This window comes from Sphingomonas phyllosphaerae, assembly GCA_036946405.1.
GTDB classification, from domain to species: domain Bacteria; phylum Pseudomonadota; class Alphaproteobacteria; order Sphingomonadales; family Sphingomonadaceae; genus Sphingomonas; species Sphingomonas phyllosphaerae_D.
Window position 1 is genome coordinate 1 of record JAQIJC010000007.1, and the last position, 12,667, is coordinate 12,667.

Here is a 12,667-nt window from a genome sequence, read left to right on the forward strand (position 1 = left end):
GCGCGCGATGCCGCGGACCGCGGCGCGCGGATCCTGACCCGCACCCGGCTGGGTCGACGCGCGACGCGCCGACGGCGGTTGGGCCGCGACGATCGCCGATGCCGATGGCGAGCGTACCGTGACCGCCCGCGCGCTCGTCAACGCCGCCGGCCCGTGGGTCGCCGACGTGCTCGGCCGCGTGCCCCACGCGCGCGACGACCGCGGCGTCCGGCTGGTGAAGGGCAGCCATATCGTCGTGCCGCGATTGTACGAGGGCGACCACGCCTTCATGCTCCAGAACCCCGACCGCCGCATCGTCTTCGCCATCCCCTACGAGGGCGACTTCACGCTGGTCGGCACCACCGACGAGGCATGGGAGGGTGCTCCGGCCAAGGCGCGGATTTCCCGGCACGAAACCGATTATCTGCTGGAGACGGTCGCGCGCTACTTCGATCGCGCGCCCACCCAGGCAGACATCAAATGGACGTATGCCGGCATCCGCCCGCTCTACGACGACAAGGCCGCGAATGCGTCCGCGGTCACGCGCGACTATGTCCTCGACCTCGACCAGGGGCCGCAGGGCGCGAACGAGAACGCGCCGATGCTCAGCATCTTCGGCGGCAAGATCACGACCTATCGCAAGCTCGCCGAGCATGCGATGCAGGAGCTCGCCCCCTTCTTTCCCGCCGCGGGCCCGGCATGGACCGCGGGCGCGACGCTGCCGGGCGGCGACATGCCCGACATGGATTTCGCCGGCTACCTCGCCACGCTGGCCGCCCGCTATCCGCAGATGCCGGCGGCGCTGCTCCGTCGCCTCGCCCGCGCCTATGGCACGACGACCCCCGACATCCTGCGCGACGCCCGCACCCCGGCCGATCTCGGCGAGGATTTCGGCGCCGGGCTGCACGCGCGCGAGGTCGACTGGCTCGCCGCCAACGAATGGGCGCGCGACGCGGAGGACATCCTCTATCGCCGCAGCAAGCTCGGTCTCCACGTCCCGGCGGGCGCAGCCGAGGCGATCGCGCGCTACCTGGCGGCATGAGCGACACCGACCGCCACCGCCAAATCCTGGAATGGGCGCGCGCCGCGGGCAGCGTCGAGGTCGACGACCTCGCCCGCCGCCTGTCGGTGACGCCGCAGACGATACGCAAGGACCTGAACGAGCTCGCCCGCCGCGCGATGCTGTCGCGCGTCCACGGCGGCGCGGTCGTCACCTCCGGGATCGACAACATCGACTATGCCGCGCGCCGAACCGTCGCGACGGGGGCGAAGGCCGCGATCGGCGCGGCGGCGGCGGCGCTCGTCCCCAACGGCGCGTCGCTCTTCGTCAACATCGGCACCACGACGGAGGCCGTCGCCGCGCACCTCGTCCGGCACCGCGACCTGATGGTCATTTCGAACAACCTCAACGTCGTCGACCAGCTCGACGGGCGCCCCGACATCGACGTCGTCGTGGTAGGCGGTCAGGTCCGCCGCGGCGACCGCGCGGTCGTCGGTGCGCTGGCGATGCAGTTCATCGCGACGTTCAAGGTCGACCTCGCCATCATCGGCGCCTCCGCGATCGATCCCGACGACGGCAGCCTGCTCGATTTCTCGGTCGACGAGGTGCAGGTGACGCAGACCATCGTGAAGAACGCGCGCCGCGTCATCCTGGTCGCCGACGCCGGCAAGATCGGCCGCGCCGCCCCGGTCCGGATCGGGCGGCTCGACATGGTCGACTGGCTGGTGACCGACCGCCTCGTCGACCCCGGCCTGCGGCAGTTGTGCGACGATCACGGCGTGACCCTGATCGAAACGGGGGAATGACCCCGTGTCCCCGCGCACGCAGGAGCACGGAGACGACGCAACCTTTTCCCTCCCGCGCGTTGTTGCCGATGTGAAACATTCCGCCCTCGCACCGCGCGCATGAACCGGCTGACCCCTGACGAGGCGGATGCGCGCTTCGTGCGGCGCGTTTTGTGGATCGTCCTGATCGTCACGATCGTCGCCGCACTCTATTTCGCGCGCCACCTGCTGATCCTCGCCTTCGGCTCGATCCTGATCGCGATCGTCATCCACGCCGTCGCGGACATCTACGCGACCAGGCTGCGACTGGGCGAGAAACGCGCGATGGGGGCCGCGATCGTCAGCCCTCTTCGCCTTCCTCGGCCTGCTCTTCTGGCTCTTCGGGGTCGAGTTCCGCTCGCAGGTGAACACGCTGGTCATCGCGCTGCCCGGCCTGCTTCAGCAGCTCGACGGCTACATGTCGCAGAGCCCGGTCGGCGCGAAGGTCGCCGATGCGGTGCAGGCCGCCTTCGCCGGCAGCCGCGTCGCGCAGGACATCGGGGAGATCGCGCGCGGCGCGGGCGAGCTGCTGCTCAACACCTTCCTCGTCCTCTTCGGCGCGATCTTCTTCGCGGTCGACCCGAAGATCTACGAGCGCGGGTTCCTGCTGATGATCCCCCCGTCGAAGCGCGCCGCGGTGGAGGATGCGCTCGGCGACGTGGCCTCGACGCTGCTGCTGTGGCTGCGCGCGCAGCTGATCCAGATGACCGCGATGGGGACGATGGTCGGCATCGGCCTGTGGATCGCGGGGGTCCCCTCCGCCGCGCTGCTGGGGCTGCTGACGGGCCTGAGCGAGTTCATCCCCTATGTCGGGCCCCGTCGCCGCGATGCTCCCCGCGCTCGGCCTCGCCGCGACCGACGGCACGCAGACCCTGCTCTGGGCGCTCGCGGTCTTCGCGATCGTGCGGATCGTCCAGACGAATTTCGTCACCCCCCGTCGTCACCGGCCGCGTCATCGCCATTCCGCCGGCGCTCAGCCTGTTCGCGATCATCGGCACCGGCGCGGTCTTCGGGCTGTTCGGCATCTTCTTTTCGGGCGGCATCCTGGTCGTCGGCTTCACGCTGGTGCGCAGCCTCTACTTGCGCGAGGTGCTGGGCGAGGACATACCGCGTTCGCGCGAACGCACGCTGTTCACCTCGAAGGGGACACCCAGGGAGAGCGTGGGCGCGCCGGTCGATGGCGACGACATCCCGACGCTCGATTAATCGCGAATTAACCTTTTGCGTTCAGATGCAGTTTGGTAAATGAATCGGGTGATTGGGCGGCGGGGCCGCCTCATTCGCGAACCAGGGGACGACCGGCCATGCGCGTGCTGCTGATCGAGGACGAGCCGACGACGGCCAAGGCCATCGAACTCATGCTCTCGACCGAGGGTTTCAACGTCTATTCGACCGACCTGGGCGAGGAAGGCCTCGATCTGGGCAAGTTGTACGATTACGACATCATCCTGCTCGACCTCAACCTGCCGGACATGCACGGCTACGACGTGCTGAAGAAGCTGCGCGTCGCCCGCGTGCAGACCCCCCGTGCTGATCCTGTCGGGCATCAACGAGATGGATTCGAAGGTGCGCAGCTTCGGCTTCGGCGCCGACGATTACGTGACCAAGCCGTTCCACCGCGACGAGCTGGTCGCGCGCATCCACGGCCGTGGTCCGCCGGTCGAAGGGGCATTCGCAGTCGGTCATCCGCACCGGCAAGCTGTCGGTCAATCTGGATGCCAAGACGGTCGAGGTCGACAGCGCACGCGTCCACCTGACCGGCAAGGAATATGCGATGCTGGAGCTGCTCTCGCTCCGCAAGGGCACCACGCTGACGAAGGAAATGTTCCTCAACCACCTGTACGGCGGGATGGACGAGCCCGAACTCAAGATCATCGACGTCTTCATCTGCAAGCTGCGCAAGAAGCTGAGCATGGCGTGCGACGGCGAGAATTATATCGAGACGGTGTGGGGCCGCGGCTATGTCCTGCGCGAGCCCGAGGAGGCCGTCGCGGTCGCCTGACCAGTTTGCCGATCCCGTATCGGCGCAGGAGGCCGCGGCACCGGGGGGGCGCCGCGGCCTTTTCGTTGCGTCGCACCGTCCGTCACCCCGGCCCTGAGCGGGACCTTCGCGAAAGTCTGCACGGCCGGTACGCGGCGCTGTTGCATCCATTTTGCAAATGTCCGCCTTGAGGTGGGGTCCCGCTTGCTACGCACCACGATCGAGCAGCGGGACCCCGGGTCGGGCTCCGGGGTAACGGATCGCCCCGTGACAATTCCGCGACACCCATGTCGCCGATCCGCAACCAAAGCGTCATCGCGCTGTCCCGACCGTGCGGCAGGGCGCCCCCGACACAGGGGGATCAACCATCATGACGTCGAAGTTCACGCTGCTCGCCGGTGCCGCCTCATCGCTTGCCGCCATGCTGCTCGCCGCCGCCGCCCAGCCCGCGCTCGCGCAGGACGCGCCCGCACCCGCCACCGCCGCCGACATCGACCGTACCGCGCCAGACCAGCCGATCCCCGAGGACGGCAGCGACATCGTCGTGCTCGGCTTCGGCCAGGCGCGTCAGGTGCAGACCGTCACCGCCGCGGATCTGGAGCGCCTCACGCCCGGCACCTCGCCGCTCAAGGCGGTATCGAAGCTGCCGGGCGTCAACTTCCAGTCGGCCGACGCCTTCGGCGCCTACGAATGGTCGACCCGCATCTCGCTGCGCGGCTTCAACCAGAACCAGCTCGGCTTCACGCTCGACGGCGTGCCGCTGGGCGACATGAGCTACGGCAACGTCAACGGCCTGCACATCAGCCGCGCGATCATCTCGGAGAATATCGCCAGCACCACCGTGGCGCAGGGCGCCGGCGCGCTCGGCACCGCCTCCACCAGCAACCTGGGCGGCACGCTCCAGTTCGTCAGCCGCAAGCCGTCCGACGTCGCCGACTTGGTCGCCAGCGGCACCTATGGCAGCGACGAGACGTACCGCGCCTTCGTCCGCGCCGACAGCGGCGACATCGCCGATGGCCTCAAGGGCTATCTCAGCTACGGCTTCCTGAAGACCGACAAGTGGAAGGGATTCGGCAAGCAGATCCAGCATCAGGCCAATGGCAAGCTGATGAAGGATCTGGGCGGGCGCGGGGCGATCACCGCCTTCGTGAACTTCTCCGACCGGCGCGAGAACGACTATCAGGACCTCAGCTACGACATCATCCGTCGTCGCGGGCTGAACAACGACAATATCAGCAACGACTACCCGCTCGCGCTCCGCATCGGGCAGGCGTACCAGTCGGGCACCGCGCTGCCGACCGGGATCGGCACCGTCGACGACGTCTATTACGACGCCGCCGGCGTGCGGCAGGACTGGCTCGGCGGGTTCACCGTCGACGCGTGGTTGAACGACATGCTGTCGGTGGTGTCGACCAGCTACATCCACCGCAACAAGGGCCAGGGTTCGTGGATCACGCCCTATGTCCCCACCCCCGCGGGCGCCCCCGATGCCAACGGCCAGCCGCTGGCCGCCGCGTCGCCGCTGTCGTTCCGCACCACCGAATATCGCATCCGCCGCGCCGGCAACACGACCTCGGTCGCGCTGGAGACCGGCCCCAACCGGCTCGAGGTCGGTGCGTGGCTGGAGACGAACACCTTCCTCCAGGCGCGCCGCTTCTACGGCATGACCAGTGCCGCGACGCCGAACCGCAACGCGCGCGACTTCCAGTCGAACCCGTTCGCGACGCAGTGGAACGGCAATTACGACACCGATACCGTCCAGTATCACGTCGCCGACACGCTGAAGCTCGGCCAGCTGACGCTCACCGGCGGGTGGAAGGGGATGCAGGTGGACAATACCGCCACCCTGCTCACGGGCGCGCTGGTGTCGGGCCGGATCCGCGCGCGCGACTGGTTCCTGCCGCAGGTCGGCGCGGTATACGACCTGGCCGGCGGCGCGGAGCTGTTCGCCAGCTATTCGGAGAACATGCGCGCCTTCGTGTCGTCCGCCACCTCGGGTCCGTTCGCGATCACGCAGGTCGGGTTCGACGCGATCCGCTCGACGCTGCGCCCCGAGACGTCGAAGACGGTCGAGGGCGGTGTCCGCATCCGCAGCGGCGGGCTGCAGCTGTCGGCGGTCGGCTATTACATCGACTTCTCCGACCGGCTGCTCGTCTTCGCCAACGGCTCGGGCATCCAGGGCAACCCGCCCACGCTCAACAACGCCGGCGACGTGGAGAGCTATGGTGGCGAACTCTCGGCCTTCTACCGCATCATGGGACCGCTGACCGCCTTCGCCAGCTATTCCTGTAACAAGGCGACCTACCGCGACAACGTCGTCAACGCCGCCGGCGCCGTCCTGACCGCCACCCGCGGCCGCACCGTGGTCGACACGCCCGAGCACATGGCGAAGGGCGAGCTGGTCTATGACGACAGCCGCGTCTTCGGCCGCGTCGGCGCGGACTATATGTCGAAGCGCTACTTCACCTACCTCAACGACCAGTCGGTCGCCGGCCGCGTGCTGGTCGACGCCAGCATCGGTTTCCGCTTCGGCGACGGCTTCGGCTTCTTCCGCGGCTTCGCGATCGAGGGCAGCGTGACCAACCTGACCGACAAGAAGTACATCTCCACCATCGGCACCAACGGCTACACGGCGAGCGGCGACAACCAGACGCTGCTCGCCGGCGCCCCGCGCCAGTGGTTCGTGACGCTGCGCCGCGGCTTCTGATGAGAGGTGGGGCGGTCACCACCGCCCCACCCGCCCCATCGTCATTTCCGCGGAGGCGGGAATCCATAACCTCTGACGTTCCGGATCTTGCCAGGACCTGCGCGTCTGGATCCGCGCCCCCGCGGGGATGACGGAGTTGGGGGCAATGGCCAAACCCAACCCACCACCGTCACCCCAGCCTCGGGCCGGGGTGACGTCCTACTCAGCGAGCACCACTTCCGCCTCGCACCCGACCGGAAACGCTACCGACCGCGCGATGAAGCACATCGCATGCGCCTTTTCGTGCAGCGCCATCGCCACATTCGCATCACCACCCGCCGCGATCGTCACCCGCGGCCGCAGCGTGACCGACACGAACTGCCCCGCACCGCCCGCTTCCTCGAGCATCTCGCCCTCGGCGGCGTCCTCATACGCCACCACCACCACACCGGCTTCGGCACAGAGCGCCAGATACCACAGCTGATGGCACCCGCTCAGCGACGCTACCAGCAGCTCCTCCGGGTTCCACCGCGCCGGATCGCCCAGGAAAGCGGGGTCGGAGGAGGCGGCGATGTCCTCCTTCCCCGTCGCCGATATGACGTGATCGCGCGCATAGCCGCGATAGGTCGCGGTCCCCTCGCCGCGATCGCCGGTCCACACCGTGCGCACCGCATATCGGTGCGTCCGCATCAGATCCCGCCGTCGGTCGTCCGATGCCCCGCCGCCTCCAGACCCGCGGTCAGATCGGCGATACACGCATCCACCTGCGCCTGATCGGGGGAGCGCACCACGAAATTGGCCCCGGTCCGCCCCTCGCGGAAGAAGGGATAGCTGCCGATCGCCACCCCCTCATGCGCCTTCTCCGTGGTGCGCAGCAGGTCCGCGATCTCGCTTTCCGCGACCCAGCAGCCGATCGTGCGGCTTACCACCGGGCGTCCGCCCTCCAGCGTGCCGGTCAGCGCATCGAGCATCCCCGCGGTGATGTGCGGCACCCCCGCCATGATGAAGATGTTGCCGATCCGGATCCCCGGCGCGCCGCTGACGCGATTCTCGATCAGATCCGCGCCCTCGGGCACGCGCGCCATCCGCCGCCGCGCGTCGGTCACGCCGCCGCGCGTCGCATAATAGCGCTCCAGCACCGCGACCGCGGCCGGATGGTGCGTCACGCCCACCCCCAGCGCGGCAGCGATCGCGTCCACCGTGATGTCGTCGTGCGTCGGCCCGATCCCGCCGGTGGTGAAGAGATAGTCATTGCGCGCGCGCAGCGTGTTGACCGCCTCGACGATCGCCTCCTCGCGGTCCGCGACCACGCGCACCTCGGCCAGCCGGATGCCCTGGACGTTGAGCCATTGCGCCAGTTGCGCGACGTTCTTGTCCTGCGTGCGCCCGGAGAGGATTTCGTCGCCGATGACGACGAGCGCGGCGGTCCAGATGCGTTCGGTCTGCATGGGGGACGGCATAACCTCGCAATCGCCGCGGCGTCACGCTATATCGCCCGTCATGACCGAATATGTGACCGTCACCAGCGATGCGCCGCTCGCGCGCAACGGCGCCATCAAGCTGTACGGCGCCGACGCCTTCGCCGGCATGCACAAGGCGGGGCGGCTGTGCGCGGAGACGCTCGACATGCTGGTGCCGCATATGGTCCCCGGCGTGACCACCGCGGAGATCGACCGGCTGATCTACGATTTCGTGCTGGCGGGCGGCGGCGTGCCCGCGACGCTGGGCTATCGCGGCTACACCCATTCCAGCTGCATCTCGATCAACCATGTCGTCTGCCACGGCATCCCGTCGGACAAGCCGCTGAAGTCGGGCGACATCGTCAACGTCGACGTGACGCCGATCGTCGACGGCTGGCACGGCGACAGCAGCCGCATGTACCTGATCGGCGACGTGCCGCTGAAGGCGAAGCGGCTGGTCGACATCACCTACGAATGCCTGATGCTCGGTATCGAGCAGGCGAAGCCCGGCAACCACATGGGCGACGTCGCGCACGCGATCCAGCGGCATGCGGAGGCGCATCGCTACGGCGTGGTGCGCGATTTCTGCGGGCACGGCGTCGGTCGCCTGTTCCACGACGCGCCCGAGGTCGTCCATGTCGGCCGCCCCGGCACCGGGCCCGAGCTGCGCCCGGGGATGATCTTCACGATCGAGCCGATGATCAACATTGGCCGCCCCGACGTGAAGCTGCTCGACGACGGCTGGACCGCGGTGACGCGCGACCGCTCGCTATCGGCGCAGTTCGAACATTCGATCGGCATCACCGAGGACGGCTGCGAAATCTTCACCGCCTCGCCCGCGGGGCTCCACCAGCCGCCGTACTAGTCCGTCACCGCCGACAGATCGAGGTGCCTCAACCCACCGTCCTGAACGTATAGGTATAGCTCTTCGCCGCCCCGCGTACCGTCACGTTCGCGACCGTCACCTCGTAGGTGACGTTGTCCTGCAGCCCCGCCACGTTGAACTGGATGTTGTTGGGCAGCCCGTAGCCGACATTGTCGAACGTGATGTTCGACACCGCCAGCGTGGTCGTGCCCGCCTTCACCGTCACCGTCGCCGCGCTGAAATTGACCGTCGCGTTCGCGCCCCCGCGCTGCGTCGCATCCGCGATGACGGAGAAGGACAGCAGCGCGCGCGGATCGAAATAGCGCGCCGGATAGTCGCCCTGCGGATAGGCCACGAACGCCGGCAGCGACCCCGGCGCCGGCACGCCGCCCGCGAAATCGAACACCTTCAGCGCGGACGCATCGGTGCGCCGTCCGTCCGACAGCAGCTGCGCGACGCGTCCGTAGGATATCCTGCCCAGGAACGGATCGAGCATCCAGCGCCGATGCCCGACATTGTTCGCGACGATATTGCTCGTCTCGATCATCCACCCCGCGAGATACGCATCCTCGCTGTAGAAGGCGAGATTGGACGCGATCAGCCCGCCGTACAGGTTGCTGCTCCCCGCCCCCTTGCGCCCGTTCTCGGTATAGCAGGTCCAGGCGGAGGTCGGGAAATGGTCGAGCTTGCCGTTCGCCGCCATCAGCAGCGCCGCCTGCGTCGCCTGCTCCTCGTCCGCATCGGCATAGGTGACCGCGGGCAGGTGATGGATCGCGCGCAGTGCGTTCAGCCGCGTCAGCACGTCCGCCCTGACGCTCGCGTTCAGCACGCCCGCGCGGCAGTTCGGCACGTCCGGCGCGGTCGCATACAGCGCCGCGACGCCCGCGTTCCAGCTGGCCGGGGCCGCCGGTGCGGCGGGGGAACGGCGCGACGGTCGTCCCGCTCGGCGATGGCGAGGGCGAGGGTGACGGCGCCGGCGCGGTCGCCGAGGCCGTGGGCGACGGGGTCGGCGCGGGCGCGACCACGACCGGCGTCGTGCCGCCGCTGCCGGAGCCGCCGTCCCCGCCCCCCGCATCCCGTCACCATCAGCGGCAGCAGCGCCGCGCCCATCCATCGCATAGAGAAACTGGCCATGCCGGCGCGATTAGCATGTGCGCCTTACCAAAGTGCCACCGCCCCCTTCCCAACCTCGCCGGGGTAAGTCAGTGTGCTTACCGGACCCGGAACATCCGGGCGGGGAAGAGGAGAGACTATGCGCAACATGGGCGTGCCGCTGTTGGCGGTCGTGCTGGGCGTGGCGGGATGCAGCGGTGCGAAGGCACCCGACGCCGCGCAGGCGGAGCAGCAGGTCGATCGCACCGGCGTCGGCAAGGTCGACGCCGCGTTGCTGACCACCGGCGGCGACGGCAGCGACTGGGCGATGACCGGCTTCAACTATCAGGAGCAGCGCTTCTCCCCGCTGACGCAGGTCAACGCCGGCAACGTGTCGAAGCTCGGCCTCGCCTGGTTCGCCGACATGCCCGACGCACGCGGACAGGAAGCCACGCCGATCGTGATCGACGGCAAGCTCTTCGTCACCGGCCCCTGGTCGAAGGTCTATGCCTTCGACGCCGCGACGGGAAAGAAACTGTGGGACTACGACCCCAAAGTCGATCCGCAAAAGGGCGTGCAGGCGTGCTGCGACGTCGTCAACCGCGGTGTCGCCGCGTGGAAGGGGCAGCTGTTTCTCGGCACGCTCGACGGCCGGCTGATCGCGCTGGATGCGAAGACCGGCACCCCGAACTGGTCGGTTCAGACCACCGACAATGCCAGGCCCTATACGATAACCGGCGCGCCGCGCGTGGTGAAGGACATGGTCGTCATCGGCAACGGCGGCGCGGAGTTCGGCGTGCGCGGCTATGTCACCGCGTACGATGCGAAGACCGGCGCGCAGAAATGGCGCTTCTACACCGTTCCCAACCCTTCGGGGGCGAAGGACGGCGCGGCCAGCGACGCGGCGATGGCGAAGGTCGCCCCCACCTGGTCGAAGAACGGCCAGTGGAAGCAGTCGGGCGGCGGCGGCACCGTGTGGGACTCGATCGTCTATGACGCGGAGCTCGACCAGCTGTACCTGGGCGTCGGCAACGGCTCGCCCTGGAACCACGGCCTGCGCAGCGAGGGCCAGGGCGACAATCTCTTCCTCTCCTCGATCGTCGCGCTGAAGCCGGAGACGGGCGAATATGTCTGGCACTATCAGGAAACGCCGGGCGAGACGTGGGACTTCACCGCGACGCAGCCGATCAACCTCGCCACGCTGACGATCGGCGGGCAGAAGCGGCAGGTGCTGATGCAGGCGCCCAAGAACGGCTTCTTCTACGTCGTCGACCGCACCGACGGGAAGCTCATCAACGCGGGTCAGTTCATTCCCGGCGTCAACTGGGCCAGCGGCTACGACCTGTCTACCGGGCGCCCGATCGAGCATCCGGAGGCGCGCTACTATCGCACCGGCAAGCCCTTCCTGGCGGTCCCCTCCGCGATCGCGGCGCATAACTGGCAGCCGATGAGCTTCTCGCCGCAGACGGGGCTCGCCTATATCCCGGCACAGTCGGTGGCCGCGGCCTATCTCAACCCGTCCTCTCCGCTCGATCAGGCGAAGCCGATCGGCTTCAACGTCGGGCAGGATCTGGGCAACGCCATGTACCCGCGCGACGCCGCCGCGGTGAAGGCGGCGACCACCGGCGCGACCGGCTCGCTCGTCGCCTGGGACCCGGTCGCGAACAAGCCGCGATGGAAGGTCGATTATCCCACGCCGTGGAACGGCGGCACGATGGCGACCGCGGGCAACCTCGTCTTCCAGGGGACGGCGCTCGGCGAGTTCCGCGCCTATGCCGCGGACACGGGCAGGCAGCTGTTCTCCTTCCCCGCCGGCACCGGGATCATGGCCGGGGCCGCGACCTATCTGGTGAACGGCAAGCAATATGTCGCCGTCCTCGCCGGACGCGGCGGCGCGCTGCCGCTGTCGATCGGCTATGCCATCGGCAAGGCGCGCGACGTGCCCAACCGCCCGCGCCTGCTGGTCTTCGCGCTCGACGGCGCGGCGAAGCTGCCGCCCGCCCCCGGCGCCTCCCCCGCCGCGCCCGTTCCGCTGCCGACCGACACCGCGGCGCCGCAGCAGGTCGCCCAGGGCAAGCTGCTGTTCGGCCGCTATTGCCAGGTCTGCCACGGCGCGAGCGCCGCAGGTGGCGGCGTCCTGCCCAACCTCCAGAACTCGCCCGTGCTGGCGGATGCGGACACGTGGAAATCGATCCTGATCGACGGCGCGCTCAAGGATCGCGGCATGGTCAGCTTCGCGCGCGTCATGACCCCCGAACAGGCGCAGTCGATCCGTCACTACGTCATCGACGAAGCGCGCTGGGCCCGCGCGAACCTGAAGGATGGAGCAGCGAAGAAGTAGGGTTCCCCTTGTCCGTCACCCCGGGCTTGACCCGGGGTCCCGCTTCTCTCGCCGGCAATGAAGAAGCGGGACCCCAACCCAAGGCCGGGCCTTTGCAAAAGGCTGCACCATGGGCTCGATGCCGTTGCGCCCGTTTTGCAAGGGTCCCGCTCAAGGCCGGGGGTGACGGGACAGGCAGGAGTACCTGCCCCCAAAACCGGCAGCCCCCCGCGCCATGCCCAATCCTTAGGCAATCCTTAACCTCCGTTACCGCGCGATTCGACACCTTGCCCTCCTGCACGTCGGCTGGCACGGTCGGTGCAAGGTACTCGTGGGGGTATCCGAACATGATCCTGGGTGGGGCGTCCGTCGCGTGAAGAAGATCGAAGCGATCATCAAGCCGTTCAAGCTGGACGAGGTGAAGGAAGCCCTTCACGACATCGGCGTCAGCGGCATCACC

Annotated in this window: 9 protein-coding genes and 3 pseudogenes; 9 read left to right on the plus strand and 3 right to left on the minus strand. The window is 68.5% G+C overall.

The genetic code is table 11. From position 1 onward, the window contains the following. From glpD to PGN12_17650, 6 genes and pseudogenes are all read left to right on the plus strand, one after another. Positions 1-1,021: pseudogene (gene glpD, locus PGN12_17625) on the plus strand (glycerol-3-phosphate dehydrogenase). Next, on the plus strand, positions 1,018-1,785 hold the full coding sequence (locus PGN12_17630) for a DeoR/GlpR family DNA-binding transcription regulator (protein ID MEH3105692.1): 768 nt from the start codon (positions 1,018-1,020) through the stop codon (positions 1,783-1,785). Before glpD ends, PGN12_17630 begins: the two are co-directional and overlap by 4 nt. Before the next feature lie 382 nt (positions 1,786-2,167). Next, positions 2,168-2,560 (plus strand): annotated as a pseudogene (locus PGN12_17635) (AI-2E family transporter). Between the two features lie 308 nt (positions 2,561-2,868). Next, entirely contained in the window at positions 2,869-3,009 is a 141-nt protein-coding gene (locus tag PGN12_17640) for a hypothetical protein (protein ID MEH3105693.1), read from the plus strand. Between the two features lie 98 nt (positions 3,010-3,107). Further along, a pseudogene (locus PGN12_17645) lies at positions 3,108-3,805 on the plus strand (response regulator transcription factor). Between the two features lie 349 nt (positions 3,806-4,154). Continuing rightward, the gene (locus tag PGN12_17650; GenBank protein ID MEH3105694.1) at positions 4,155-6,491 is read left to right on the plus strand and encodes a TonB-dependent receptor; all 2,337 of its coding nucleotides are present in this window, start codon (positions 4,155-4,157) and stop codon (positions 6,489-6,491) included. A 198-nt stretch (positions 6,492-6,689) separates the two neighbouring features. Here PGN12_17650 and PGN12_17655 read toward each other — a convergent pair whose 3' ends face one another. Then, complete coding sequence (locus PGN12_17655; protein ID MEH3105695.1) at positions 6,690-7,160, minus strand: OsmC family protein; 471 nt, start codon at positions 7,158-7,160, stop codon at positions 6,690-6,692. Next, positions 7,160-7,918, minus strand: coding sequence for a molybdopterin-binding protein (locus tag PGN12_17660; protein MEH3105696.1), 759 nt, complete (start codon positions 7,916-7,918; stop codon positions 7,160-7,162). The genes PGN12_17655 and PGN12_17660 overlap by 1 nt, the downstream gene beginning before the upstream one ends. Before the next feature lie 52 nt (positions 7,919-7,970). On the opposite strand from PGN12_17660, the gene map reads away from it, so the two are divergent. Further along, a complete protein-coding gene (map, locus tag PGN12_17665; protein ID MEH3105697.1) occupies positions 7,971-8,795 on the plus strand; it encodes a type I methionyl aminopeptidase in 825 nt (274 codons plus the stop codon). A 28-nt stretch (positions 8,796-8,823) separates the two neighbouring features. Here map and PGN12_17670 read toward each other — a convergent pair whose 3' ends face one another. Further along, positions 8,824-9,645: a CAP domain-containing protein gene (locus PGN12_17670; GenBank protein ID MEH3105698.1), complete on the minus strand. Its 822-nt coding sequence runs from the start codon at positions 9,643-9,645 to the stop codon at positions 8,824-8,826. Between the two features lie 402 nt (positions 9,646-10,047). Between PGN12_17670 and PGN12_17675 the strand changes: the two genes are divergently transcribed. Beyond that, on the plus strand, positions 10,048-12,228 hold the full coding sequence (locus PGN12_17675) for a PQQ-dependent dehydrogenase, methanol/ethanol family (protein MEH3105699.1): 2,181 nt from the start codon (positions 10,048-10,050) through the stop codon (positions 12,226-12,228). 352 nt (positions 12,229-12,580) lie between these two features. Continuing rightward, positions 12,581-12,667, plus strand: an 87-nt coding sequence (locus tag PGN12_17680; protein ID MEH3105700.1) for a P-II family nitrogen regulator, incomplete at its 3' end; no start/stop codon positions are given.